The following is a 24,765-nucleotide window of genomic DNA, read 5'->3' as shown; positions in this document are numbered from 1 at the left end:
ATCAAGAGCATGGAGCTCGGGCAGGCGGTCAACAGGTATCCTGTCGTCCGCAAGCTCTGGCCGAGTTGCGCCTACACGCATCGCACGATCCATGGCGCCGAGATGCTGCACAGGGGAATCGGCGAGGGCGCCGAAATCCGCTCGATCAAGGTCCGCATGCCCGAGCCGTTCCACCGGGTCGCGGGCTTCGTCGTGCCGAACAACGACGCGGAGGCACGGTTCTCGGTCAGCTACTGCGCGGTGGTCGGCCTGCTCACCGGCCACGTCGCGCCCGATGACTTCCGCGAACACCGCTTCAGCGACCCGGTGCGGCGGAAGATGACGGCGGCGGTCGAGCTCGACCTCTATGCGCTGCCGAAGGGCGACTCGGGCGATATCGGTCCGTCAACGCCTGAGGTGATCACGGTAACCCTGGAGGACGGGCGGGTCTTGACGCGCGAGACGCTCCATGTTCCGGGCGGCGTCGGCTCGCCGATGACCCGCGCACAGCTTCTGCAGAAGGTCGCGGATTGCCGCTGCTCGGTGGCCGTGGCCGAGGCGTTCCTCAACGCCGATGGGGCGACGCCGGTCTCCGAGACCGGGATCCTTGATCAGGTGCAGGGCGTGTAACGGATGGCGGTTGGCTCCCGACCCGGCAGGGGGCGGGATCTCCCGACCTGCGAGCTGATCTACGGATCTGGCCCGGCATGACGGATGGGTTTTCGACGCATGCGACGGGCGCCGGCTGCGTCGCCTGCATGGTTCGCCATGCAGCGTCCCCGCTCCGCACGCCTGAGCCCACAAATTATGGCCCTTACAAAAAACGAACGGCAGAACATTCAAGCTGAGACACGAGCCGCGCGTCTGCCCGCTGGCGTTTCTCCCCGGCATCGGACGGCGCGGAGCGGCATCGCGCGGACCGACCAGAGCGATTGACAAATCGGGCCGGCCCCTTCAGGAGGTGCGCGCCGACGCGCGGATATCAAGAAGCCGGAGAGAGAGAACCGCTATCGGCCCGGGCAAACCGCGTCCGTGCCGCCCGAGACGCCGGGTGATCCCTCTACGGACGGATCAGCCGGACACGCGACACGACACCCTCACCGAGCCCGGCGCAACGCCTCTGCGGCCGCAGGGCGATCCTTCTTCAAGAAACTGAGTACCCGCATGACCTCGCTCTACGCCTATCGCGCGCAATGGCTCGGCAATGTGCGCGGCGACCTTCTCTCCGGCCTCGTCGTCGCGCTCGCGCTCATTCCGGAAGCCATCGCCTTCTCCATCATCGCGGGTGTCGACCCCAAGGTCGGCCTCTATGCGTCTTTCTCGATTGCGGTTCTGATCGCCTTTGTCGGCGGTCGGCCCGGCATGATCTCGGCCGCGACGGCCGCGACGGCGGTGCTCATGGTTACGCTGGTCCGCGATCACGGGCTCCAGTATCTGCTCGCGGCCACGGTGCTCGCGGGCCTGATCCAGATCGGGGCGGGGCTGCTGAGGCTCGGGGCGCTCATGCGCTTTGTCTCGCGCTCGGTAATGACCGGCTTCGTCAATGCGCTGGCGATCCTGATCTTCATGGCGCAGGTCCCCGAGCTGGTCGGCGTGCCGGCGCTGACCTATGCCATGGTCGCGGCCGGGCTCGCGATCATTTACCTGTTCCCGCATCTGACCCGGTCGATCCCGTCGCCGCTGGTGTGCATCATCGTGCTGACCGCCGTGGCGATGCTCTTCGATCTCGACCTTCGCACGGTGGGCGACATGGGCGAGCTGCCCGCGACCCTGCCGGTATTCCTGATCCCCGACATTCCGCTGAACCTCGAGACGCTCCTGATCATCCTGCCCTATTCGCTGGCGGTGGCGGTGGTCGGCCTGCTGGAATCGCTGATGACGGCCCAGATCGTCGACGAGCTGACCGACACGCCGTCGGACCGCAATCAGGAATGCATCGGTCAGGGCGTCGCCAACACGGCGACCGCCTTCATCGGCGGCATGGCCGGATGCGCCATGATCGGCCAGTCGATGATCAACGTGAAATCGGGCGGGCGCGGCCGGCTGTCGACCTTCGCCGCTGGCGTCTTGCTGCTGTTCTTCATCCTCGCGCTCGGCGACCTCGTGAGCCGGATCCCGATGGCGGCGCTGGTCGCGATCATGATCATGGTTTCGATCGGCACGTTCTCGTGGTCCTCGATCAGGAACCTCAAGGATCATCCGACCTCGTCGTCCGCCGTCATGCTCGCGACCGTCGCGGGCGTCGTGCTCACCCACAACCTCGCCATCGGCGTGCTGGTCGGGGTCTTGCTTTCGGGCATCTTCTTCGCCTGGAAGATCGCGCAGCTCTTCCGCATCACCTCCAGCCTCAGCGCGGATGGCCTGCATCGAACCTACCGCGTCGAGGGCCAGCTCTTCTTTGCGTCGGCCGAGGCGTTCATGGCCGGTTTCGATTTCAAGGAGGTGCTCGAGAAGGTCACGATCGATGTCAGCCACGCGCATATCTGGGATATCTCGAGCGTGGCGGCGCTCGACATGGCCGTGCTCAAGTTCCGCCGCGAAGGCGCCGAGGTCGAGATCGTCGGCATGAACCAGGCGAGCGAGACGATCGTCGACCGCCTTGCCCTGCATGACAAGCCGGGCGGGCTCGACAAGCTAATGGCGCATTGACGCGCGGGGAGGGGAACATGACCGACAAGCTCATCGCCCTGATCGACGGCTCGATCTATTCGAGGAGCGTCTGCGAGAACGCCGCATGGATCGCCGGCCGCACAGGGGCGCCGGTCGAGCTCCTGCATGTCCTCGGGCGGCGCGAGACGGCGAGTTCCGATCTCTCGGGCTCGATCGCGCTCGGCGCCCGGACCGCGCTCCTGGAGGAGCTTTCCGCGCTCGACACCGAGCGCGCGCGCCTCGCACAGAAGCGGGGCAGGGCCATCGTCGAGGATGCCGAAGCGGTGATCCGTGCGGCAGGCATCGAGAACGTGACCGCGCGTCTTCGCAGCGGCGACCTGCTCGAGACCGTGGCCGAGGCCGAGCCGACCTCGCGCGGCATCGTGATCGGCAAGCGCGGCGAGGGCGCCGATTTCGCCCGGCTGCACCTGGGCTCGAACCTCGAGCGCATCGTCCGCTCGGCGACCAAGCCGGTCTTCGTCGCCGCCCGCGCCTTTCGCCCGATCACGAAGGTGCTCATCGCCTATGACGGGGGCGTCGCCGCGATGAAGGCGGTCGATCATGTCGCGCGCGCGCCGCTGTTCGCCGGGCTGGACATCCGGCTCCTGAGCGTCGGGACCGAGCAAGGCGAGCTTGCGCGGAACCTCGCCAAGGCGCAGGCGACGTTGCGGGCGGGTGGACACGATGCGCGGGTCGAGGTTTCCCCGGGGCAGCCCGAGAAGGTCCTGGCCGAGGTCGTCGAGCGCGATGGCATCGACCTTCTGGTCATGGGCGCGTTCGGGCATTCCCGGATCCGCGCGATGATCATCGGCTCGACGACGTCCGAGATGATCCGCTCGTGCAAGATCCCGGTGGTCCTGTTCCGCTGAGGCCGCGACCCGCCGGGGCCCGTGGTGCTCAGGTCCGGGGCTTGCCGGAAAGCTCGTCCATAAGCCAGTCGAGGAACGCCCGCGAGGCGGGCGTCGACCAGTGGCTGGCTGGCGGCAGGAGATAATAGGCCTCCGACAGTCTCGGCGCGAGCTAGATCACCGAGAACGCCATGTTGCACTGGAGCACGAGGTCGCTTCCCCGCCGGCCCTCGGCGTCCGCCGATGGTGCCAGGGTGGGCCTTGGCGTTCGCGTCAGCGCGGCCGCCGCGTCAGCCGCACCGCCAGTTTCCCGTCCGCATCTGTCAGGGTCATGGCGTCGGCCCGAGGGTCGTAGCCGATCGTGCTCCCGTCCGCGATGATCGCGAGGATGCGCCGCTCCTGCTCGCCGATGCCGGGCTCGACGCAGGCCATCTGCGTGGCAGCGACAGGCCCGTCCGCGCGAAGCTGGCCGCTCTCGATCATCAACCGGCCCCGGAAGCGGTTGCAGCCGACCGTACCGTAGAAATCCCCGTCCGCCTCGAAGCCCAGCTCCGCATCCGTCGAGGTTGGCGCGCCGTCGATCTCGACGATGCGCCAGAGGCTGCCCTCGCCCATCGGCTCGGGGGCGGCGCCTTCGCCCAGGAATCGGCCGGCCACCCATCCCTCGATCCCGCCATACGCGATCTTGCACCAGCGCGATCTGGCTGCCTCGGCGCGCTCCGCCTCGGTCGCCGCCTGCCACTCGGCGAAGGAGAGGCCTCCGACGCATCCGAGATTCCTGATGCCGTCCGTATCGGGCGGGATCTCGCCAATCTTTGCGTGGGACGCGCCCGCGTCGGCCCGAATGTTGAGGACATCGTCCGAGGCAACGCCGACGACCCGGAAGAAGTCGGGACCGCTCGCCTCGGCTGACGCCCTGTCCGTGCCGGCAAGGCCGGCGCAGGCGGCAAGCGCGACAACGGCGCCGAGACGGCGCGGGTTACGAAGCAGCTCTCTCATGGCCGATACTCCTCCCTGCTGGCGGAAGTATGCTCGCAGCGGCGTCCTCGGCGCCAGCCTACCTGTTCTTCGCCGCGGCGGCCTTGAGGTCGCTGATCACCTTCTGGCACCCGGCATCGCTGCCCGAGATCTTGTCGGCCTCCGCAAGCTGGTTGGCGGTGATCTGCTCGACCGCGGCATTCAGCACCTGGTCGACCTGTTCCGGCGTGATCAGGCCCAGCTCCTTCGCCGACTCCGCGGTCATGCAGGCGCCTGCCATCAGCCCGGTCGCGACACCCACGCCGGCGCCGATCCCCGTGGCAACGATGAACGACAGGCCACCACCGATGATCAGCCCTGCCAGGAAAATCAGAACACCCCTCATGGTGGCTCTCCTTCATTGGCTTCCGGTGAGAGCGGCCTTGCGATACTCAAGCCCCGCAAGGCCGCTCCCGGCCCCGGCCCCCATCCGCGATTGGCCGCGTGGCCGTGGCAGCGGGACACGCGCGGGAAAGCCCTCGCTCAGAGCTTTCCTTCGTCCCCGATGAACATCAGCTCGGCCACTTCGCCACGGTTCGAGGTGAGACAGCGCCAAGGCGCGCGGTTGGCTCCCACGACCATGTAGACGGCGGAATTGGCCTCGGAGAATTCCGTCCCAGTGACCTCGATCGCGCCATCTGTCTGTGAATCGAGCCGGTTGCGGCAGGCGCTCACCGCCGCATTGCTGACATCGGGTGAGAAGCCGACAGACGGCGGGGCAGGCTGCGACGCGGGCTGGTTGGCACCGCCGCCCGATCCGCCGCTGTTGGGCGCGCAAGCCGCGAGCGCGAGAAGCAGGACAGTGCCGATCGCAAGGGGCATCGGTCGGGTCATCTGAATGTTCCTTTCGTGTCGTGATGCCGGTGGGATCCCTAGTGGATCCCGATGCTGATGGTGAAGTCGGCCGTGCTGCCGCCCCGGTTGACCACCTCGACCACGTGATCGCCCGACTGCCAGAGCTGGCCGCGGTACTCTCGGTCGGCGGGGATCAGGTCCAGCAGGAAGGTTCCATCCGGGTTGAAGATCTGGAAATCGGTCCGGGGCCCGTTGCGCTGAACGACGCTGACACGCAGGTCCTGGCCCTCGCGCGCGCCCAGCACGAAGCGGATCGAGCTGCCGGGTGTCAGGGAGCGGCTGAGTTCGGTGCCCGAGGCGCCCTGAGCGAAGCGCACCTGCTCGGTGGCGGTGCCAGGTTCGCTCGCGGCGGAACCAGTGCCGCCGCCGGTGAAGAACGCGGTCTTGTTCTCGCCGTCTACGAAGAACTCGCTGATCGTGTAATCCCCCTTGGGCCAGGCGCAGGCGACATAGGCCTTGCGGGCTTCGAGGAAGATGCCCCCGCCGACGGTATGGGTCCCGTCGACGCGCTGTCCGTTGTAGCGCATCTCGGTGCGGGCGCCGGGCTCGCTGAAATACTGCTTGGCGAGGCCGCTGCACTCTTCGAGCATGAAGTCCACCGTCTGCGCCCCGGCGGGGAGAGAGATGGCGAGACCCGCCAGCAGCGATAGCGTCCCAATCTGTCTCATTGTCGGCGTTCCTTCCTGAATCGGCACGCGGGCCGCGTCCGCAAACTTTCCGCAACGCCGCAAGGGCCGGCGATCAGCCGCCAAACACGATGGCGTCGACGATCTCGTAGCGCTCCTGACCTATCTGGACGCGGTAGACGTCGGCCGCCCGATGAGTCGTGAAATCGTGGTATCCGTCGGCTTCCGAGGTATCTGCGCCGACGGGCGCGCCCCGGACGACGAAGATGGCGCGCTTGAGCCCATCGGGCCGGTCGACGACCACCGTGGCGTCCCCGCCTCCTCCACGAGCCACGCCGAAGGCGCATTCGCCCATCGGCTGGCCATCGGCGAAGGCGCAGCCGAGCGGGCCGCGCGCATCGAAATCGCCGCGTCCGGCGCGAAGCGCGCTCGGATCCTCGCCGGTCGGGTAGCTTCCGTCGGGCGCCTGCGCGTGCTTGAGGAACTCATGCGCCGCAAAGCCGCGCGGCCCGCCGCGAAAGGGTTGCACGTCGCACCACACGCGGCCGCCCGCGTCCTCGCAGCCGAGATTCGTGAGGATCGCCCCCGGCGCGAGGCGCGCGATCCTGCGTGACGCGGTCGTCGGGCCCTCGCGCAAGGCGAGAGAACTCTGGACCCCGGTCACTTCCCAGTGCCGGGGTCCGCCCTCCCCGGCAGAGAGGGGGACATCGGCTCCGCCGGCAGGGAGCGCGCTGGCCAGGAGGCAGGCGATCGCCAGGCCGGCGCGCGCATGGGACTCGAGCTTGAAGAATCGAAGCTTCATGCCCGAAGTGTCCGTGTGCCCGCGACGCGCCTCAATCCGCGTTGCGAAACCGGCTATCCACTTTCCGTGAAAATTAGCCCCGAGGCCGCCCTCGGGCGCACCAGGCGCCGCTCTGCCGCGCGCAGCTCGGACCGGCTCCCGACCGCGCCGGCTGGCGCTTCGTCAGCCGTGGCTGCAGCCAAGCGTGACCGAGGGAAGCTCGCCAAACTTGTTGGCATAGGCGGCCGCGAACCGGCCGAAATGGCCGAATCCGCATGCGAGGGCGACCTCGCTCACGGTCGCGCAATGGCCGGCCTCGAGCATGTGCCGGCGGGCCGCGTCGAGCCGCATCGCCGTCAGCCGCTCGCGCGGCGAGCAGTTTCTGACATTGCCGAAGGCCTGCTGCAGACGCCGGCTGCTGACGCCGATCTCGGCGGCGACATCGGCGATCGAGAGCGGGTCGGACAGGCGGGCTTCCATGAGTTCCTCGGCCCGTCGCACGATCCGCCAGTCCTGCCCTGGCGCCGCCTTCACGCGCATCTCGCGCGGAAGCTGCCGGATCGCAAGCTCGTAGAGCGTCTCGCGGATCAGAACGGACGCCGCCTCGCGCGCCGCGGGCTCCACGAGGAAGCTGTCCTCCTCCGACGCTGCCTGGACATAGAGGTCCATCATCTGCCGGACCCAGCCGGTTTCCCGCAGCCTGGTTGCAGCGAGATCCACGCCAGCCAGCTCGGCGACGGCCAGGTGCATCGCCGCGCCCTTGGCCGAGGCGTGATCGGGCACGACCGGGATCAGGGCGCAGTCGCACCGGAAGAAGCCGGCCGAGCCTGCGATCACCGTCGTTTCCCGGTCGCTTGGCAAAAGGACGATCACTTGTCCCGGACCCGCCTCGCGCCGCCCCTTCGGCGTGTCGATCCGCAAGCGCCCCTGCCGCGGAACGAGGATGGTGGCGTGATGTCGTTCCCGCAGCCGGATCAGGTGGCCCGTCGACGTCACCCGGCACAGCCGGACATCGCCGATATGCGCCGTCTCGATGATCTTGCGCTGCGCGAGCGTCGGGGCGAACTCGAAATGATCCGTGTCCTGGAACATCTCGCGTCGGCGGGTTCTGACATCCCCGGGGCCACTGCTCTCGGTGCAGGAAAAGAGCATCGAGGTTCCGATTCAAATATTTTTTGCTGACGAATAATACGTGCGCGCGCATGCAATCGTCAAAGCACCATCGATCGGGCGCGTTGAAGGCGTTTTCCCGGCGACGACAAGTGGATTGGTCGCGCGCCTCGCGGGCCGAGGCCCGAGGCGACAGGCTGACGGCATCAGCAAGCGTTGTGCAACCCGGACCCGCGCTGCGTCGCCACGCGACCACAGGTGCACTCTCCGGCGCCGTGGAAGGCCATCATTGAGGCCGCCCCCCGCCGGAACATCCGGCTTCACGGGCCGAGGCCGCCGACCTTCAGAATCTTGCGAAACTTCGGGCACTCCAGGTGCGTGCGGGCCGGGCAGTCGGCGACATGCACGAGCAGGTCGCGCATGGTCCCCAGCTCGCGGATCTGCCGGTCGATCTGGTCGGCACGCTCGCGCAGGGCGTCTCGCGGCAGGTCCCTGCAGTCGGCATCCGCGAGGAACGCGGTGATCTCGGTCAGCGAGAATCCCGCCTTCTTGCACAGCGAGATCAGCGCGACCTGCAGTTCCGCGTCCGGCCCGAACTGTCGGCGCAGGCCACGGCGGCCGATCGAGGACAGGAGGCCGATCTCGTCGTAGTAGCGGAGGGTCGAGACCGCGACGCCGGTCCGGTCAGCCAGCTCGCCGATGTCGAAGATCTTCATGCTTGACCTCAAGTTGACTTGAAGTCGCAGAGTGCCGGTCAGATGTGATTCTGACAAGGACCCCGACATGACCACCACAGATGCCGGGCTCGCAGCCCGAGCCCCCTCCGGCCCCCTTTTCCCGATCGCCGCGGCGATGCTCCTCGCATCGCTCGGTATCAGTGCGGCGACCGTCGCCCTGCCGACGCTGGCGCGCAGTTTCTCGGCCCCGCTGGCTCAGGTTCAGTGGGTCGTTCTCGGATACCTCCTCGCCGTCACGGCATGCGTCGTTATCGCGGGCCGGATCGGCGACCTCCTGGGAAGGCGGCGGATCCTGCTTGCCGGTCTTGCGATCTTCGCCCTGGGATCGGCGCTGTGCGCGGCGGCCCCGACCCTCGCGGCCCTCGTCGCGGCGCGGGTCCTGCAGGGCGTCGGCGGGGCGATCCTGATGAGCCTGCCGCTCGCCATCGCACGCGACACGGCCGGTGACCGCACGGGCTTCGCCATGGGGCTGCTGGGCACGACATCCGCTGTCGGGACGGCGCTCGGCCCCTCGCTCGGCGGCCTGGTCATCGAGGCGTGGGGGTGGCGGGCGGTCTTCGTGGTCCTCGCCCTCGCGGCACTCGGTGCTCTCGCGGCCGCCGCGCACAGCCTCCCGGTTGTCCGGGGTGAGGGTACGCGCGGCCCGGTCCGGCTCGACCTTCCCGGTGCGGCGCTCCTGGCCTTCACTCTCGTCGCGTTCTCTCTCGCGGCAACCGGCGGAGGCCACGGGATCGGGGTCGGGCAGGCCTGGCTTCTGCCGCTCACCTTCCTCGGCGCGATGCTCTTCGTGGCGTGGGAGCTTCGTGCGCCGAGCCCGCTGGTCGAGCCCGCGGCACTCCTCGACCACCGGTTCTCGCTCCCGCTGGTGACCAACCTCGTCGTTGCGGCCGTCATGATGTCGACGCTTGTCGTCGGTCCGATGTTCCTGGCGTTTGGATTGGGCTTCGGCGAGGCGCAGGTCGGGCTCGTGATGTCGGTCGGGCCGATCGTCGCGGCACTTTCCGGGGTTCCCGCCGGGCGGTTTGCCGATCGCTTCGGCGCGGCGCGGATCGCGGTCGCGGGCCTCGTGCAGACTTGTGCGGGTCTCATCGCACTTGCCCTCCTGCCGCACGCCTTGGGTGCGCCCGGCTATGTCGTCGCGCTCGTCCTTCTCACGCCGGGGTTCCAGCTGTTCCTGGCGGGCAACAACGCCGCCGTCATGGTCTCGGCTTCCGAAGGCCAGCGTGGTGTCGCCTCGGGGCTGCTCGGTCTGTCGCGAAACCTGGGCTTCATGATCGGCGCGTCACTGGCGGGGGTGGTGTTCTCCATCGCCGCGGGCGCCGAGCAGATCGCGCAGGCCAAGAGCGAGGTCGTTGGCCGGGCCTTCTCCGCGACTTTCATGTTTGAGGCCTGTTTGATCCTCGTGGCGATCGTGCTGGCGATCGGGGCCCGAACGCGGCGGCGGGCGGACGAGTAAGGTGATGCGGGGTGGGCTCGTCATCTCCGGCGCAGCGCGGTCGTCGGTTTCGCTGCGAACGGCGCTGCGCCACGGCGTGCCCAAGGCAACTTTGACAGGTCCCGCCGAGCGATACTCCACCGCCTTCGCGTCGCGGGCGTGATGTAATGGGAGCCTGTCAGCGTTACCGTCCCACGCCCGTCGAAGTGATCCGCCCTGAAGTATGGGTTGATCCCATTTTAGAGAGGCGTGTGCGCCGGCGCGGGTGGAGCCGAGCCGTCAGTCGATCCAATGGACGGTCTGGAGTTCCAACGCTTGCTGTGAGTGCGTCAATGCACCTCTCCTTGACGAGTTCCTGGCCGGCGAGGTTCTCTTCCCGCTCCGCAAAGTTCAGATCGTCATCGAGGAATGGCGGCGCCACCACGAACCGTCCGGTCACACTGCGCTCTCGGCATGCAACCGTCCCCACCCGAGGCAATCGCTCCGGTCGGCCACAGGCCGGTGATCCACGATCAATGAATCTGGGCCATTCAGAGCGGGCCGCTTTGAACCGTTCCTCCGGCAAAGCGTGCGGACACAACGGCGGTCCAACTCGCCGCCGCGGAAATCGTCGTCAGGAACTGCTGTCGGTGACAGCAAGTTGTTCTGACGGTGCCTTTCCGGCTGTCCAGCGGCGGCGTCTATTGCGGCAGAGCGAGGCCCTCAGGCGCCTTTCGGCCAGACGAAATCAGGGCGCAGCCCCGCATAGACCGGCCGCCCGTCATTGGGTTTCGGGTAGCCTTTCGTCTCATCCCAGAAAGCGTGATAGGTTGCCGGGCCCGGTGCCGGGTCGTAGTTCATCACGTTGGGCACGGCGACCCGGATCCTTTTCTGCTTGTCGTCGAGCATCAGGACGCCGTCACATTCCGTGCAGAGGCAGATCTCCAGCGGGCCGTCGGGATTGTTCGCGTTGAACGGCACACGCTTCATGGCGCCTTCGTTCGAAGCCTTCAGATCGCCGTGGTTGAAAAAGACCACGTGGGTTGTGTGCTGTCCTGTGACGGATTTGCAGACGTTGCAATGGCACTCGTGATTGTCGATCGGCTCGGCGTCCGAGTAGACTTTCACATGCGCACAACCGCCTTGGTACTTATGCTGTGACACTTCGTTTCCTCCCGTTTTCGCGATTCCCGCGTTGGCAATTATCGCGTGAGAGTACAGCGTGCGGCAGCTACTTTCATAACGGTTTCCGCCTCGAGTACCCGTCCCGCCCGCCCTGGAAAGCCCCGCAGCGCAGTGTACAAGCTGCGCACGCAGCCTACAGCCGGGCAGCTATGCAGATGTTCGGTTTGTCCACCGAGTTGCCGAACGCTGTTGCCGCCTTTTCGATGTCGCGGTGACCGGCAGGAAGCAGGACTGAGATCACAGCACTGGCGATGACATCAGAAGGTCCGTTCAGGAAAGCTTCCGGTCACCTGCCACCTGCCCGATGCAACAGCACCAAACGGGTGCCGGGACGTCCAGAATTGCAGCGATGGCCGATGTTCGGGGCCGCGCTTGCCAGGCTGGATCGCGCCACGGCGCAAATGACAAATGTGCGACGCTGCAAGATGGACACTGCCCCCGCTGACGGGCGGCAGGACATATCGCTTGTTGCTTGCTCGAATGGCCCTCAGCGGATCAGTGGCGCCCTGGCGAAGCGTCTGCGCTCGATATCCAGTTCGTCCAGTCCGGCGTCTCGGCGGATCCGAGCGGGAAGGCGATCCGGGTCGTCACGAATTCTGAAGACGCCGCTCAGTGAGGCGAGAGCCTTCTTTGCACGCGCAACGACGCGAAGGTGCTCCGGTGTGACCGGCGCTTCGCAAACTGCGAATTCTCGCTCATCGATCGGCTTCATCGTCGCCTCCGTGGTTTATCGTGAGGCAACTTTGCTCCGCGGCGGCCGAGGTGCTCAAACGCCGTTGCTTGACACCGATTGTTCCAAAAAGTCACAAAAGGCGATGCGGCGATTGTTGCCCCCTCTGAACGCTCTGCGCGCCTTCGAGGCGGCGGGCCGGCTCGGGAGTTTCACGAAGGCCGCCGCAGAGCTGAACGTGTCTCACTCGGCGATCTCCCGACACGTCCGAGGACTGGAAGACCGTCTCAACGTCCATCTGTTTCAGGCTCGGAACACCGGCGTCGTCCTGACCGAGCAAGGTCGCACATACCTGTCCGAGATCACGCCTGCATTCGACCGGATCGCTCACGCGACCGAGGCGCTCTCGGTCCATCCCAAAGGCACGGTCACGCTCACGACGGAGAACACCGTTGCCCAGAAGTGGCTGATCCCGCGGCTCGCAAGCCTCAGGGCCCGACACCCCGACATCGATCTCAAGATTTCCGCGACGGCAGAGGTCATGGATATCGAGGCGCATGACTTCGACATGGGCCTGAGATACGTGCGCTCCGAGCCGTCCGAGGAATACCATCTGCTGTTTCGATCCGAGATCCGGGCGTACGCGGCGCCCGGCTTCGCCCCGATGTCCAACGGCGAACTGGATCTTCGGGCCCTGGCAACCGGCCCCTTGATTGAAGACGCCACGTTTCGCCTCTGGTCCAAGTGGTTCCGGCAGGCCGGGCTCGACGATGTCCCGGAGCTCAACCTGCCCCACCCGCTCGGCGCAATCCTCGCGATCCAGTCGGCGGTGGCCGGCCTGGGAGCGGTTCTGATGGACAAGAACCTCTGCGAGCCCGAGCGTCAGTCGGGCGCTCTGGTCGAGCTTGCCGGCGTCGAAATCCCGTTTGGGGGCTACTACCTCGTTGTCAACAAGCGGGCCGGGCGCCGGAAAGCCGTTCGGGCTGTTCGCCAATGGCTGCTCGAAGAATGCTCGCGAGCCGAAGCAGTGAAACCGGGCTGACGTATGACAGGCGCGGCGCGCGGACCCACCGAATATCGCTCGGCGCCAAACTCAGCGCCTCCACTTCGTGTCGCTTGTTCTCTGAGGGCGGACACGCCTTCGCGCGGTGAATGCGATCGGAGCGCGAGCTGTATGGCACGCTGATCTGCTATGTCCGCTTTAGGGTTTGGTCTGGGCCTTTGCCGCAAAGCTCCAGCGGGCCGGCGCTGGGCCGTATTCGGATTGCCGCAATCGCAAGATTGAGGTGGCCGGAACGTGCCATGACCACACGCATCAAGTACGCCACCCGAAGGCCTGTGCGCCCCGACCCTGGATAGCGTTGATCATTCTGTCGACCGTATCGACTTCGGTTAGCCGCAGGCTCGTCAGGACTTCGTAGAGTGGGAGAACGCTGGGTTCGGTCGCCAAGATTGTGGCAACCTCCAGCGGGCTCATTTGCTGGATCGTCAACTCACTGCTGAGCCGGTATGCAGCTTGGTGCATCCCGAGAGGGTCCAGAATCTAAAAGAACTTATCTCCGGGTTGGAGCCTCTCTCCTCGCGGCCCGCGCGGCGCAGAACCCCGCGGCCAGTCGGTCACTTGATCGGCGTCGTGTTCGGGGTCCCTTCGGCGCCAATGAAGACCACGAGGAGGCGCGCCGCGGCATCCCCCGAATTGTGCCCCTCATGCGGCGTCTCGATCGCCTCGACAAGAGCATCGCCGGCGCGATAGACGCGCTCGCCATGGTCTTGGTATGCGACCGTCAGCTCGCCTTCGAGGATGTAGGCGACGAGCGGGACGGGATGCCTGTGCCAGCCGGTTCTGGCGCCGGGCTCGAGGGTCACGATGGCGGCGGTCACCTCGCCAGGTGAGCCGGACGGGTAAACGATTGGCTGTCCGAGCACTGTCTGGTCGGTCTGCAGCACGACCTTGGTCGAGGGCGGCGCGACAGGCGTTGAGGCATCGGATGCCAGCGACGCGCACCCCGACAAGAGGGCGAGCAGGGCTGCGGTGATCACGGGTGCGGTATGGCGTGTTTTCATCGGCGACATGCTGTGGGTCTTACTGCTTGCATGCAATCCTGGTCGCTCGGAACAACTGTGCCATCGATACCCCGCCAGATGCAGTTGTTGCGGGTCAATGCCGTTGATCGTCTTGACGCCCGAGTGCCGCAAATATACCACCGCTTGCGCGTTGCGGGTGTGATGTAATGGTAGCCTGTCAGCCTTCCAAGGAAATGACTTGAGTTTCACCTACCATCACCCTCTTGCTACCAGCCTCATTTAAAAAGAGAATCCCTTGCATCGGCCTGCACCTGGTTGCAGGCAGTCCTTGGTATCCACCGACAAATTTCCTGCAGAATTTCCATGCCCAAGCTCACCGAGACCTTCGCCCGGAAAACCCCTTTCGCCACGGCCGGCACGGCCAAGCACTGGGACACCGAGATCAAGGGCCTCGTCCTCTTCGTCGGCAAGCGCTCGAAGACCTGGTATTTCCAGAAGGACAGGAGCGGGAAGACCAAGCGCACCCTGATCGGGCGCTACCCCATCATCTCCGCGGACGCGGCGCGGCAGACCGCCATGGGCCTCGCGCTCGACATGTCGCGCGGCGCGGGCAAGGTCATCCAGGCCGGCGCCCCGACGCTCGAGGCCGCGATGAAGGCCTACCTCGCCCGGCCGAAGCTGCGCTCGGACGAGCACAAGAACGACATCGAGGGCCAGTTCCGCAAGCACCTGAAGGACTGGCTCAGGTTGCCGCTCGACGAGATCACCAAGGCGATGGTCGCGGCCCGGCATGCCGGGATGGCAGAGGTCCCGTCCGCGGCGAACCATGCCTTCCGCCGGTTCCGCGCGGTGTGGAACCACGCCCGGCGCACCCACGACCTGCCCGAGTGCCCGACCATGGCGATCGAGTGGTACGAGGAGCGCCCCGATGGCCGGACCATCGAGGACCTCGCCGCGTGGGGCAGGGCGGTCGACGCCCTACCGAACCCGATCCACGTGGCCTATTATCGGCTCCTGCTGTTCACTGGGCTTCGCAAGAGCGAGGCGCTGGCGCTCGAGTGGAAGCACGTCCATCCCGACCGCATCCACCTGCCGATGACCAAGAACGGTCGGAGCTTCGACCTGCCGGTCGTCGACATCCACCACGCGATCCTCGAGCCGTTGCGCGGGCTCAGCAGCCAGTGGGTCTTCCCCTCGCCGAAGTCCCCCAAGGGACACCTGACCTCGCCGCAGCCGCTCGCCTGGTCGCCGCACGCGCACCGGCGCACCTTCGCGACCGTGGCGATGGAGGCCGGCATCCTCGAGGAGATCGTCGGCCGGCTGCTCAACCACACGCCGCTCTCGATCACGGGCCAGCGATACGCCAAGCCCTCGCTGGACGCGCTGCGCCCGGCGATGCAGGTTGCCTGCGACGAGCTCTCGCGTCGGATCGCGAGCGGCTAAGCTCGCGTGGCCGGGGTCATCCTCGAGCCCCGGCTTTCCCGCGACGGGCCGGCGAGGCCGAGCTCGCAGGGGTAGTCGCCTTGCCAGCATCGCGCTTGGCATGACGCCGGCTCGGATACTGCCCGCTCACAAGCCGTTGCACACGTGGTTTTGCCTGTGGCGCCACGCGCCGGCGCGTCGGTAGGCTTGCTTGGTGAAGCGCGCGCCGGGGGCGATCGCGTGTCGCTTCCGGCAGCTGACCTGGAACGATCGGGGGTGGGGTGATGAACAAGCGGACGAGAAACGATTTCCTCGATGGTCTCGAAGAGAGCAACCGCCTTGCGCTCGAGCAGCGCGAGGCGGCGGGCGACGGGACCGTGCTCGTTTATCGCTACGCGCCGCCGTGGTCTCTTCTTCCCGGGGCGACCGCGGCTCTCGAGCCAAGCATGCAGTTGGCCGTCGCCGAGCTTGCCCTTGACCAAGGCAGGTTACGGCACCTGGCCGCGGACGGCGAACCCATTCGCTGGATCGAAGGCGCGGAGAACCTGGTCGATGCCTACTTCGCGGCGCTGGTGGACGCGCAGGGAAAGCCCTGGTCAGGGTTTCTGCCCGGGCTCGAGGCGACCTGGGACCGGGTCGCCAGCCTTGCCCATCTGCAGGAGGACGACGTCGCTCCCGACCAGTTCGCGGCGCTCCTGCGACAGGCGCCCGAGGCGCCCTGGCGGCGCTTCGATCCCGAGTTGGCCGTGTCGCACGACGCAGCGCTGAGCGTCGCGTCGGACGCCGTCACGCGTGCCTGGGCCGATGCCTTCAGGACCGGAAAGATCCTGGTGTTCCGACGCGACGTCGCGGGGTGGTCCATCCTTCCGTCGCAGCGCTGGGAGGCCGGCCCACCCTTCACATGTCCCGGCATCGAGGAGCTGAAGGCGCGCTGGGCACTCGAGACCCACGCGATCGAGAATGCCGCGGAAGAGGCGCGGCTTGAACGGATGCGCATCGGCATTCCGATGCCGGCCGACGTGATGCCGTTGCCACTCGGGTTGAGACGCCTGCACCGTCCCCTCGCGGCGGTCGACGCCGCGATCATCGCGCGGGGGCGTGTTTCCCGGGCCGCGGCGGGGGACCTTGCATTCCTGCTCGCCCATGACCTCCCGGCGGCTCCGGGTCGAGGGCGCCAGCCGGCGAGCGCCGTGAAGAGGCACCACAACCGTGGATACGAGCGGGCCGATGAACCCTTCGTGAGGATGGGCGTCGAGATGATGGAGGGACCCGGGAAGCTCTCCGCCGCGGCGGCTGCCGGCAAGGTCTTCGAGCAGCACAAGGACAAGATCGTCGGGGGCGGAAACGACGATAGCAAGATCACGCGGCTCCAGCGGCGGATGCGCCAAGCGTCACAGGGGGAGCCTTCCTGAGCGCTCCTGACTTCTCCCGAGTACTCCCGAGACACTCCTGGCTTCACCGTGGATCCTTGGTCCATGAAACCCAAGATGAGGCCAGGAAGAATGAGCAGCACTGACGAGAGGCAACTTGTTGCCCGCAAGGACGTCGCGAGGATCTACGGGATCCCGCCGCGGTTCCTCGAGGTTGCAGCGATGCGGGGGGACGGACCGAGATTCATCAAGATCGGGCGGCTCTGCTACTACCGAGTCAGCGAGATCGAGCATTGGCTCGATGCGCAGACCGTGACGCCAGGGGCCGATCAGCTCGGCCGGGAGGATTGATCCATGGGCGGGACAAAATCACCAGAGGCCAAGGACGTGCGCTGGACCCTCGTGGACAAGCAGCTCCTCAACACGCTGCTCGCGAAGCACCCGGGGCTCGCGCTCACGGCACGCCGGGTGGGGCCAGTGCTCATCGAGTGCTACAACACCAGGACCGGGCTCTGCTGCCCCTCGGTCTCCCACATTGCCGCGGAGATCACGGCGTCGCCGCGCGCCGTCCAGGTCGCGCTGCGGCAGCTCGAGAGAAAGGGCGTTCTCGATACCGAGCGCAACGCGGGTCCGAACGGGACGAATCTCTACCATCCCAACTTCGAGATCGCCCGGCGCTACGGCGAGGCGAAGAAGGTGTCGAGCCATGCAGCCCAGCTCGTGGCCGCCAGCTTCTTCACCTCGGGTCGAACGGCGTTCGCCCGCACCCCCGAACATCTCGACCTCCAGGGGGCGAACGGGGCTTCGCACGAAACGTTTCCAACCCCACAAGGAAACATTCCAAAGGGTGCAGAGAGGGGAGAGCACGAGGACGCTGACGAGGAGAGGAGCGATCAGACGAAAGCGCAGGGAAGATCAAGAGAGAGCATCGAGGCAAGGATCGTCCAGCAGCTGGGTGTCGACGGGGCACGCTTGTCGAAGCTGAAACACGCCGACGCGGAGCTTCTCCCGAGCCTGGTCGAGGCGGTGCTCACGGGAAAGGATCCCATCGACAGGGCCGTGAACACCCTCAGGTTCGCGCTGGAAGGGCGGGGGCTGTGAGGGCTGACCCGCGGGGCGCGTCGGCAGGTGCTGTGTCGGCGCGACGCCCCGCGGTTCTCGGTCCCGACGGTTCCTGCCGGTGCATGCGGGGCTCTCCCGTGGCGAGGCGCGCGGGTGTCCTTCGTAACGGTGTCACCCATGGTTGGTGAGAAGTCTTTCGTTGCGGGTCGAACGAAGAGCCGCTCGGCGAAACAAAGTGGTCTTCGGAGCAGATCAGTCCGAGAACCGCACCTAACCCATCGCCGACCCGAAAAAGAGAGGCGGCAAGCGAGAGAACACCAGCCGATTGCGAAGCACTTAGTAGGCGAGATACTTGATTCTGCCCTCCGCTTGCCACGATGAACGACGCGCGCCGCTCGCCCATGGGGCGTTTCTTTCCCTGCCCTGTTCGATCCCGTGCCTGCACGTGTTAACCTTAATTGCCATCAGGGAGGCTGAGATGAGATCACTCGGGATTCTCATCGTCGCGGGCATCCTCTGGCTTTCGGTTGGCATCGCTCAATCGCTCGCTGGCGAAAGCGTCCTGGATGCCGTTCGGGATCGAGGCTTCGTCAAGTGCTCGATCGGGAACAGGCTGGTCGGCGACACGCGGATCGGCCCCGAGGGGTACGAAGGCTTCTTTCCGGAGTTCTGCAGGGTTGTCGCGCTGGCAGTGCTCGGCGATCGAAAGGCCGTCGAGATGTCCCCGACTCTGATCCGTGTCGGGCTCGAGAGCATCGCGGAAGGTGATGTCGACCTCTACGTCTCCAACGTCACCTGGACCTTCTCGCGCGATATTGCGCTCGATCTCATGCCTGCAGCCGTTCTCTATTATGACGGGCAGGGCTTCATGTCGCATCGAGGGACGGTAGACGGTCCGCTGACCGAACTTCCGAGCGCATCGGTCTGTGTGTCGCGCGGCACGACGACCATCGGGAATCTCGAAGACTTCATTGCGCGGCATGGCCTGGATTGGGCGATCGTACCGTTCGAGTCTTCGCAGGGCCGAAACGACGCCTTCTTCTCGCGCCGCTGCGACCTGCTGACGACTGACCGGTTCGCGCTCGCGACGATGCGGACCTCCTCCTTCGACAACCCTGAAGACTACGTTCTGCACGACGAGATCATCTCGAAGGAGCCGCTGGTCGCCTATGTCTCCACGCGTGACATGACTTGGGCGACCATCGTCCGCTGGGCGATCTTCGCGACCATCGTTGCCGAGGAGAAGGGCATCACCCGCGACAATCACGCGGCTTATCTGGACAGCCCCGACCCCGAAATCCGCCGGCTGCTCGGCGTCGACGTTGTTGAAGGAACGGAGGCATCGGGGCTCGATGCGGCTTGGGCGCGCCGCGTCATTGCGGGCGCCGGCAACTATGGCGAGATCTTCGAAAGGTATCTTGGCGCGGACAGTCCCATGGGTCTCGATCGGGGGCTCAATCGGCTCTGGAAAGACGGGGGGCTGATCTACGCCCCACCGTTCCGGTAGGCGTAGCCGATGACCGATCCGGCGAGACCCGATGTCAAACCGCATCGGCGGATTTCGGCCCTCCTGTTCGCAATTCTGGCCGGCATCGCGGCCGTCATTGTTCTTGGGCTTGCCTTGATAGGCCTCCGTCTCCTGGAGATCCAGGAGGAGCTTGACCGTCTGCGCGACGCGGCCCTGCCCCGAATGGTCAAGCTCGCGCAGCTTTCTCAGGACGCGTCTGCGACAAGTTCGATTGCGCCGGCGCTGGGCATGAGCCCTTCGAAGGCAGAATTCGACACGCTGCGCGCGCGCATTCGCGACAAGGAGAGCTCGCAACGCGCACTCATTCTTGAACTGGACGCCCTGCTGGACCAACCGGAACGCATGGCGACGCTCCGGCAGAATGCCGATCTGCTGATTGCCAATCTGGCGAATCTCACCAGCGCGGTCGATGACCAGATCGCGGTCGAGAGGAAACTCGAGGTGTTTGGCGAAGAATTTGCGGGTCTCGTCAGGCCATTCAACGAGGGCATGAGTGCGGCTGACGGCGGGATCACCGCTTTTGCGCTGAATTCGGCCTCGAGGATCAGGGCCATGATTCTCGACATGAACCGAGGCCGTTTTTCACGCAACCGGACCGAGGCTGAGGAAGCGGTACACGCTCTGTCGCAACGGTTGAATAGATCGAATGAGAATGCCGCGCACCCTGTGCCAGCGGTCGGAGACGCCGCGCGCGCGATCATCGATCTCTGGCAGGCCTCCCGGCAGGCCATCCTGGCCGCGAAGTCGGCGCAGCTGTCGAATGCTTTCCAGATCAGGGCATTGGCTGAGGAGAACTCGCTTATCGCGAACCGGCTTCTTGGCAGCGCCAGCAACGAGTTCTGGCGCGCCAGCTCGGAACTTGAAGACCAAATCAAGCTGGTCAACGAGACCACGCGCTACACCCTGGTCGCGATCCTCGGCGTGGTCCTGATCCTCGGGGCGGGGAACCTGCTGGTCTGGCAAGTCCTCAAGCGCCGGGTGTTCCTCCGCCTTGAGCGGATGAGGGAGGGGCTGCAGCAATATTCCGACGATCGACGGCATGGTCTTTCCGACCCACGCCCCGACGAGATCGGTTCGATTTCCGGCGCGATGGCGCATTACATGGAGGTGATCGACCACCGCGAAGCGGCGCTGGCCGAGAAGACGAGAGAGCTCGAAGCGCTTTCGAACCAGTTGGCGAAGTATCTGTCTCCACAGGTCTACGACTCGATCTTCACCGGCAAGCAGGAGGTGAAGGTTGCGAGCAGCCGCAAGAAGCTGACGATCTTCTTTTCCGACGTCGTCGGGTTCACCGAAACGGCCGACCGGCTGGAATCCGAAGAACTGACCCAGATCCTGAACCAGTACCTCACCGAGATGTCGCGGATCGCGCTCCGCCATGGCGCCACCATCGACAAGTTCGTGGGCGACGCCGTCATGGCGTTCTTTGGCGATCCCGATACCCGCGGCGTCCGGGAGGATGCAGTTGCCTGCGTGCGCATGGCGATGGAGATGCGGGATCGTCTCTGCGAACTCCAGTGGCTCTGGCGAGAGGCAGGCATCGAGCGCCCCCTTCAGGCCCGGATGGGCATTCACACCGGTTATTGCACAGTCGGCAATTTCGGCAGCGAGGACCGGCTGGACTACACGATCATCGGAAGCGCCGTGAACATCGCATCCCGGCTCGAGGCTATGGCTGCACCAGGCGAGATCCTGCTCTCTTTCGAGACCTTCGCGCATGTGAATGGCAGCGTCGCGTGCGAGCCGCGCGGAGAGGTCGAGGTCAAGGGCGTTGCCTATCCGGTGGCGACCTATCGTGTCATCGCTCCCGGTGAGATCGCCGACGAGGGACGAGGCGGCGTCCACCAGCACGGCGAACATCTTCGCCTCGATCTCAATATCAACGCGATGTCGCCCGCCGACCGCGCCGCCGCGCGCGCGAGCCTGAAGCATGCGATTGACATGCTGGACCTGGCCGCACGCGCTCAGCCGGCACAACAAGACGGAGACGCGGAACCGGAATGACGTGCTAGATCGGACGCTGGTTTGATCGTTCCTGGCATCGGCCTGCAGTTCGGCCACGATGTGGGGGGCGTCAGTTCTCGGACAAGAAGCTGCCGTTTGCCGACCACCGAGGGCTCCGCGGTCTTTTAGCCATGGGTCCTTCCCGAGCCTCTCGCTCACCGTGGGGAATTCGCCACCGCGGTGCGAGCAAAGATTTGGTGCGCTGCCCGTGGGTGAATAGGGGTTGGTGTTGTGGGGAATGTGGGTGGACACCTAGCCATTCCCTCGGCCGGCACCCACGGTCACCCGCATCTTTGAACAACCGGCGATCCCGGTGGAGCAGGCATCTATCGCCAGACTTTGGTCCCCAAGTGTCGGCCTTGATACTCCGTGTGGAGGGCCCCTCTCAGCTTGTGACCACGCTGGATGACGCCCAGCACATCACTCACTTGGCGTGCGCAGGATCAAAATTTCGGTTCGCGCCAAACGCGCCATGGATTGCCTAATCGGTGAGTATAAAAAACTCCCTATGGTTCTTGTGGTGGCGATGGGGATGCGAATTTCAGTTCTAATCAAGGAGGTTTCGTTATGAATACTCGGCGAGAGCGCCTCGATCTATCTAGCGATGAAATCCGCCGTGCTCTGCCTCAGAGAGATGAGCCTCATTGGTCAATCCTCGAGTATTGCCGACACCTCGGATACGAGAAGCGTTGTGACGGAAGGCGTTACTGGCTGGCACGGGTCAGGACGCAGGATATGCGCTATCGCCAGCGACGATTGGGCGAGGTCGCTGAAGGCGGTTCGCAAGGCCTCGATTATGCCAACGCGCTCACGGCTGCGCGCGCGTGGTTCGATCGGCCGGATACCAGAACGCTTGCCGCGGAGAGTTACCCCCTCGGATGCTGCCGATCCCTTAAGATTTGCCCTGCGGGCGCCATTGTCACTGTTGGCCACGCCTTGGATGACTACGTGGAATGGAAACGGCTTGCAGCAGCGCGGAGCCATTTTGAAACCAACTTGAGTCTTATCAACCATCACATCGTCCCACGGTTGGCGGAGATCCCGCTTGACGAGTTCAACGGTCTGCACTTGAGAGACTTCGCGCGACAGGTACTGGAGACGCCGCCCAAGCGTGGAAGGCAAGAGCAGGGCGCACAGCGGGGGATTTCATCCCTCTCCGAAGATCAACTCAGGAAGCGAAAGAAGACGCTGAACACCCTTATCAGCATCCTTCGCGTGGCGTTCCAGATGGCTTGGGAGAACGGTCGGACCGACAACGACCGCTGCTGGCGTTGCCTGAGGCGGCTCCCAAATGTCGATCGGCCGAGAATGTTGTTCCTGACCCGGCAAGAGTGCCGGGTGCTCCTCTCCCGATGCCGTCCAGACCTGCGCCGGTTTGTGCTCGGCGCGCTCTACTCGGGCTGCAGGGCAACCGAATTGCATAGATTGCGCGTCGCTGATGTGGCGCGCCACGGATATGGTATCTTCGTTGCGCCGGTGAAGACCTATCGCCCGCGCTTTGTGTTTCTGCCCGACGAGGGCATGTTATTCTTCCTCTCGCTCTGCGAGGGGAGGCCATCACATTCGCTCATCTTCGTCCGAGACGATGGGCGGCCGTGGGAACCACGACACAATCGATATCTCTTCAAGCGGGCGGTCCGAGATGCCGGACTTCCTGCAGAGTTCGTGTTCCATGGATTGCGACATACCTACGCAAGCCAGCTAGTGCAGGCGGGTACACCACTGTCGATCGTGGCCGAGCAGCTTGGGCATGCGAGCACGTCGACCGTATCAAACACCTACGGCCACCTCGCGCCGCAAGTAAGGGAGGCGGAAATTCGACGTCGCTTTGAGCCGATCCGCGAAGAGGAACAGGACTCGATGAGGTCCGCCTCCCTCAAATCGGGCACTGATTGGTCGGATGCTCCGGACTGGCGAAGCTACGCTCGGGTCGACGATGATACGTCGTGGCCAAAATCAAACTTTTCGAAAGCGGGCGCGGATGCGTTGCGCCTATTGCGGCGAGGGGAGTTGACGCGCGCACCAGGTCGGCGTGGCATCGTAGATCGTGATGAATGAACTGTCGGTCTTCGCGGAAACGCCATATGAGTGTCAAGGCGAAGGCACTGCAGCTAATAAGCAGAAGCAGAGGTTTGTACTATATATAAAGAGTATTTTTCGGCCCGTCATGGCGATAGCCTAGCTCTCAGCTCTTCGAGGTGTTTCATGGCCGTTCCGGTCGGATCGCCAAGCATCAAGGCTCTTTCCAATTGTCGAATCGCCTGAAAGTCGTCACCCTTCGCGATAAATGTGTGGGCGGATTTCACAAGGTCATCACACTCTCTCGTCACAATTTCTTCTTCACGAGCCATCCAGCACTTCGCGAAGAGATCGATTATTTCGTCAATTCGTATCTCATCTGTAGGTTCGCTCCTTGAGCGAGCATCAATTTTCTTGTGAAGTGAGGAGTTAAGGTCAACGCCGTATTTTTGGAAGATTTTCTCGTTGTCAGTTTTGTACCATTTAATTATCTCCCCGCACCCATCGGCGGGAAGTTTTATTTTTTCAGATCTATCAATTCTTGCGATAAACTGATCGATGTTTCCGCCCCTCCAATCCTTTATCCCAGAGTCACCTTTTCCCATATGGACATTGAGGTGTCTAAGGAGCTCGATCCCGTTTCTGCCAATGCTCTCGTTCGCGTTCAACGGAAAATCAATGTTTCTATCGCTCTGCGCCCCTAATATACTAAGAAAATCTCTGCATACATCGCCCCCAAGCAAACTTTCAGGCGAAAACTCTTTTAATATGATACTTCCAGAGCCAAATCGATCTGCCCATCGCTCAATTATTTTATTATATTCAAATCTGTTGAAGTATCGCTCTTTTTTAATTGGAGTGAGTGGGTGCGTTTCTCCGGCGCGGATCTCCGTCGAGTAAAAGCTTTCAATAGCAGATATTTGATCTCTAATATAAATTATAATTTTTATTTCATCCGATAATCTTGATAAAAATTCGCGCAGTCGCAGAGTTTCCTCTGGCTTTGTAATTAGAGATGCCAGTCTTTCATCCGAAAAAATGATGCTTTCGTCACATGCTCCCAGCTCTCGGGCGAGGTGATCTTCAAATATCGTGCGCCACCTGCGAAGGTCTTCCTTGTCTTTCAGGCCCTTCTGGCGGTGATGAGCGCCCATGCGCTCATCGTTCATCGCGTAGAGAACGAGATCGAGATGTGCGCGGTATCCAGGAGCAATAGGAAAGCGCAGCCGATTTCGTAGCAAGGCTTCGCGATTCTCGCTCAACATGTGCTGAATGGCGGTGGTGCCGGTCTTCATCATCCCGACATGGACAAATACTTTTCTCGCCAACTGCGCTCCCTCATGCTGCGAGCGGCGCCTCGTTTCCACGCATCATTTTCTCCTTTTAACGGTGATCGAGATCCCGTCCAAGATTGTATCGAAGATGAAAGGCGAAGCTGCGACGGCTGCGTTCAGTTTGCGCTGA

The 24,765-nt window shown here is 64.4% G+C and carries 23 protein-coding genes; 12 read left to right on the top strand and 11 right to left on the bottom strand.

Annotated features, from left to right (window positions below):
* The first annotated feature begins 9 nt into the window (after positions 1-9).
* The 3 genes from H0I76_RS07510 (at position 10) to H0I76_RS07500 (ending at position 3,497) form a co-directional block, all read left to right on the top strand.
* Positions 10-609, top strand: coding sequence for an MmgE/PrpD family protein (locus H0I76_RS07510; protein ID WP_200608903.1), 600 nt, complete (start codon positions 10-12; stop codon positions 607-609).
* 534 nt (positions 610-1,143) lie between these two features.
* Complete coding sequence (locus H0I76_RS07505; protein ID WP_200608901.1) at positions 1,144-2,628, top strand: SulP family inorganic anion transporter; 1,485 nt, start codon at positions 1,144-1,146, stop codon at positions 2,626-2,628.
* A 17-nt stretch (positions 2,629-2,645) separates the two neighbouring features.
* Complete coding sequence (locus H0I76_RS07500) at positions 2,646-3,497, top strand: universal stress protein (protein WP_200608899.1); 852 nt, start codon at positions 2,646-2,648, stop codon at positions 3,495-3,497.
* A gap of 252 nt (positions 3,498-3,749) precedes the next feature.
* Here H0I76_RS07500 and H0I76_RS07495 read toward each other — a convergent pair whose 3' ends face one another.
* The 7 genes from H0I76_RS07495 to H0I76_RS07465 all read right to left on the bottom strand — a co-directional run bounded on the left by H0I76_RS07495 (position 3,750) and on the right by H0I76_RS07465 (position 8,581).
* Positions 3,750-4,475, bottom strand: coding sequence for an META domain-containing protein (locus H0I76_RS07495; RefSeq protein ID WP_200608897.1), 726 nt, complete (start codon positions 4,473-4,475; stop codon positions 3,750-3,752).
* Positions 4,476-4,533: 58 nt separating this feature from the next.
* Positions 4,534-4,839 (bottom strand): hypothetical protein, encoded by a 306-nt coding sequence (locus tag H0I76_RS07490; RefSeq protein ID WP_200608895.1) that lies wholly within the window; start codon positions 4,837-4,839, stop codon positions 4,534-4,536.
* A gap of 137 nt (positions 4,840-4,976) precedes the next feature.
* Positions 4,977-5,327 carry a hypothetical protein gene (locus H0I76_RS07485; RefSeq protein WP_200608893.1) on the bottom strand — a complete coding sequence of 117 codons (351 nt, stop codon included), beginning with the start codon at positions 5,325-5,327 and terminating at the stop codon, positions 4,977-4,979.
* A gap of 38 nt (positions 5,328-5,365) precedes the next feature.
* Positions 5,366-6,016, bottom strand: coding sequence for a hypothetical protein (locus tag H0I76_RS07480; protein ID WP_200608891.1), 651 nt, complete (start codon positions 6,014-6,016; stop codon positions 5,366-5,368).
* 73 nt (positions 6,017-6,089) lie between these two features.
* Positions 6,090-6,776 (bottom strand): SH3 domain-containing protein, encoded by a 687-nt coding sequence (locus H0I76_RS07475; protein ID WP_200608889.1) that lies wholly within the window; start codon positions 6,774-6,776, stop codon positions 6,090-6,092.
* 162 nt (positions 6,777-6,938) lie between these two features.
* On the bottom strand, positions 6,939-7,847 hold the full coding sequence (locus tag H0I76_RS07470) for a helix-turn-helix transcriptional regulator (protein ID WP_200608887.1): 909 nt from the start codon (positions 7,845-7,847) through the stop codon (positions 6,939-6,941).
* 338 nt (positions 7,848-8,185) lie between these two features.
* Positions 8,186-8,581: a helix-turn-helix domain-containing protein gene (locus H0I76_RS07465; RefSeq protein ID WP_200608881.1), complete on the bottom strand. Its 396-nt coding sequence runs from the start codon at positions 8,579-8,581 to the stop codon at positions 8,186-8,188.
* 67 nt (positions 8,582-8,648) lie between these two features.
* On the opposite strand from H0I76_RS07465, the gene H0I76_RS07460 reads away from it, so the two are divergent.
* Positions 8,649-10,058 carry an MFS transporter gene (locus tag H0I76_RS07460; protein ID WP_200608879.1) on the top strand — a complete coding sequence of 470 codons (1,410 nt, stop codon included), beginning with the start codon at positions 8,649-8,651 and terminating at the stop codon, positions 10,056-10,058.
* 681 nt (positions 10,059-10,739) lie between these two features.
* On the opposite strand, the gene H0I76_RS07455 is transcribed toward H0I76_RS07460, so the two are convergent.
* Together H0I76_RS07455 and H0I76_RS07450 are read right to left on the bottom strand one after the other, a co-directional pair.
* Positions 10,740-11,180 (bottom strand): GFA family protein, encoded by a 441-nt coding sequence (locus H0I76_RS07455; RefSeq protein ID WP_200608877.1) that lies wholly within the window; start codon positions 11,178-11,180, stop codon positions 10,740-10,742.
* Positions 11,181-11,688: 508 nt separating this feature from the next.
* A complete protein-coding gene (locus tag H0I76_RS07450; protein ID WP_200608875.1) occupies positions 11,689-11,913 on the bottom strand; it encodes a hypothetical protein in 225 nt (74 codons plus the stop codon).
* 64 nt (positions 11,914-11,977) lie between these two features.
* On the opposite strand from H0I76_RS07450, the gene H0I76_RS07445 reads away from it, so the two are divergent.
* Entirely contained in the window at positions 11,978-12,913 is a 936-nt protein-coding gene (locus H0I76_RS07445) for a LysR substrate-binding domain-containing protein (protein ID WP_200608873.1), read from the top strand.
* Positions 12,914-13,488: 575 nt separating this feature from the next.
* Here H0I76_RS07445 and H0I76_RS07440 read toward each other — a convergent pair.
* Complete coding sequence (locus H0I76_RS07440) at positions 13,489-14,145, bottom strand: cupin domain-containing protein (protein WP_200608871.1); 657 nt, start codon at positions 14,143-14,145, stop codon at positions 13,489-13,491.
* Between the two features lie 114 nt (positions 14,146-14,259).
* On the opposite strand from H0I76_RS07440, the gene H0I76_RS07435 reads away from it, so the two are divergent.
* The 7 genes from H0I76_RS07435 to H0I76_RS07405 all read left to right on the top strand — a co-directional run bounded on the left by H0I76_RS07435 (position 14,260) and on the right by H0I76_RS07405 (position 23,340).
* Positions 14,260-15,339 carry a tyrosine-type recombinase/integrase gene (locus tag H0I76_RS07435; RefSeq protein WP_200608869.1) on the top strand — a complete coding sequence of 360 codons (1,080 nt, stop codon included), beginning with the start codon at positions 14,260-14,262 and terminating at the stop codon, positions 15,337-15,339.
* 263 nt (positions 15,340-15,602) lie between these two features.
* Positions 15,603-16,730, top strand: a complete 1,128-nt coding sequence (locus H0I76_RS07430; RefSeq protein ID WP_200608867.1) for a hypothetical protein — start codon at positions 15,603-15,605, stop codon at positions 16,728-16,730.
* 90 nt (positions 16,731-16,820) lie between these two features.
* Positions 16,821-17,039 carry a helix-turn-helix transcriptional regulator gene (locus H0I76_RS07425; protein ID WP_200608865.1) on the top strand — a complete coding sequence of 73 codons (219 nt, stop codon included), beginning with the start codon at positions 16,821-16,823 and terminating at the stop codon, positions 17,037-17,039.
* A 3-nt stretch (positions 17,040-17,042) separates the two neighbouring features.
* Positions 17,043-17,789, top strand: a complete 747-nt coding sequence (locus H0I76_RS07420; RefSeq protein WP_200608863.1) for a helix-turn-helix domain-containing protein — start codon at positions 17,043-17,045, stop codon at positions 17,787-17,789.
* A gap of 313 nt (positions 17,790-18,102) precedes the next feature.
* Positions 18,103-19,257 (top strand): type 2 periplasmic-binding domain-containing protein, encoded by a 1,155-nt coding sequence (locus tag H0I76_RS07415; RefSeq protein ID WP_200608861.1) that lies wholly within the window; start codon positions 18,103-18,105, stop codon positions 19,255-19,257.
* A 9-nt stretch (positions 19,258-19,266) separates the two neighbouring features.
* Positions 19,267-21,282 (top strand): adenylate/guanylate cyclase domain-containing protein, encoded by a 2,016-nt coding sequence (locus H0I76_RS19400; protein ID WP_234455187.1) that lies wholly within the window; start codon positions 19,267-19,269, stop codon positions 21,280-21,282.
* Between the two features lie 735 nt (positions 21,283-22,017).
* Positions 22,018-23,340, top strand: coding sequence for a tyrosine-type recombinase/integrase (locus H0I76_RS07405; RefSeq protein WP_200608859.1), 1,323 nt, complete (start codon positions 22,018-22,020; stop codon positions 23,338-23,340).
* Positions 23,341-23,447: 107 nt separating this feature from the next.
* Here H0I76_RS07405 and H0I76_RS07400 read toward each other — a convergent pair whose 3' ends face one another.
* Positions 23,448-24,668 (bottom strand): hypothetical protein, encoded by a 1,221-nt coding sequence (locus tag H0I76_RS07400; protein ID WP_200608857.1) that lies wholly within the window; start codon positions 24,666-24,668, stop codon positions 23,448-23,450.
* Between the last annotated feature and the right edge of the window lie 97 nt (positions 24,669-24,765).

Origin of the sequence: Thermohalobaculum xanthum, from assembly GCF_016623495.1 — a bacterium.
GTDB classification, from domain to species: domain Bacteria; phylum Pseudomonadota; class Alphaproteobacteria; order Rhodobacterales; family Rhodobacteraceae; genus Thermohalobaculum; species Thermohalobaculum xanthum.
Note: the sequence above shows the minus strand (reverse complement) of the source record. Positions and strands in the feature narration are given on the sequence as shown.

Excerpts from the sequence above, each read along its gene's own strand:
- H0I76_RS07510 (WP_200608903.1), top strand. The coding sequence starts at position 10 with ATGGAGCTCGGGCAGGCGGTCAACAGGTATCCTGTCGTCCGCAAGCTC.
- H0I76_RS07505 (WP_200608901.1), top strand. The coding sequence starts at position 1,144 with ATGACCTCGCTCTACGCCTATCGCGCGCAATGGCTCGGCAATGTGCGC.
- H0I76_RS07500 (WP_200608899.1), top strand. The coding sequence starts at position 2,646 with ATGACCGACAAGCTCATCGCCCTGATCGACGGCTCGATCTATTCGAGG.
- H0I76_RS07495 (WP_200608897.1), bottom strand. The coding sequence starts at position 4,475 with ATGAGAGAGCTGCTTCGTAACCCGCGCCGTCTCGGCGCCGTTGTCGCG.
- H0I76_RS07490 (WP_200608895.1), bottom strand. The coding sequence starts at position 4,839 with ATGAGGGGTGTTCTGATTTTCCTGGCAGGGCTGATCATCGGTGGTGGC.
- H0I76_RS07485 (WP_200608893.1), bottom strand. The coding sequence starts at position 5,327 with ATGACCCGACCGATGCCCCTTGCGATCGGCACTGTCCTGCTTCTCGCG.
- H0I76_RS07480 (WP_200608891.1), bottom strand. The coding sequence starts at position 6,016 with ATGAGACAGATTGGGACGCTATCGCTGCTGGCGGGTCTCGCCATCTCT.
- H0I76_RS07475 (WP_200608889.1), bottom strand. The coding sequence starts at position 6,776 with ATGAAGCTTCGATTCTTCAAGCTCGAGTCCCATGCGCGCGCCGGCCTG.
- H0I76_RS07470 (WP_200608887.1), bottom strand. The coding sequence starts at position 7,847 with ATGTTCCAGGACACGGATCATTTCGAGTTCGCCCCGACGCTCGCGCAG.
- H0I76_RS07465 (WP_200608881.1), bottom strand. The coding sequence starts at position 8,581 with ATGAAGATCTTCGACATCGGCGAGCTGGCTGACCGGACCGGCGTCGCG.
- H0I76_RS07460 (WP_200608879.1), top strand. The coding sequence starts at position 8,649 with ATGACCACCACAGATGCCGGGCTCGCAGCCCGAGCCCCCTCCGGCCCC.
- H0I76_RS07450 (WP_200608875.1), bottom strand. The coding sequence starts at position 11,913 with ATGAAGCCGATCGATGAGCGAGAATTCGCAGTTTGCGAAGCGCCGGTC.
- H0I76_RS07435 (WP_200608869.1), top strand. The coding sequence starts at position 14,260 with ATGCCCAAGCTCACCGAGACCTTCGCCCGGAAAACCCCTTTCGCCACG.
- H0I76_RS07430 (WP_200608867.1), top strand. The coding sequence starts at position 15,603 with ATGAACAAGCGGACGAGAAACGATTTCCTCGATGGTCTCGAAGAGAGC.
- H0I76_RS07425 (WP_200608865.1), top strand. The coding sequence starts at position 16,821 with ATGAGCAGCACTGACGAGAGGCAACTTGTTGCCCGCAAGGACGTCGCG.
- H0I76_RS07420 (WP_200608863.1), top strand. The coding sequence starts at position 17,043 with ATGGGCGGGACAAAATCACCAGAGGCCAAGGACGTGCGCTGGACCCTC.
- H0I76_RS19400 (WP_234455187.1), top strand. The coding sequence starts at position 19,267 with ATGACCGATCCGGCGAGACCCGATGTCAAACCGCATCGGCGGATTTCG.
- H0I76_RS07405 (WP_200608859.1), top strand. The coding sequence starts at position 22,018 with ATGCGCTATCGCCAGCGACGATTGGGCGAGGTCGCTGAAGGCGGTTCG.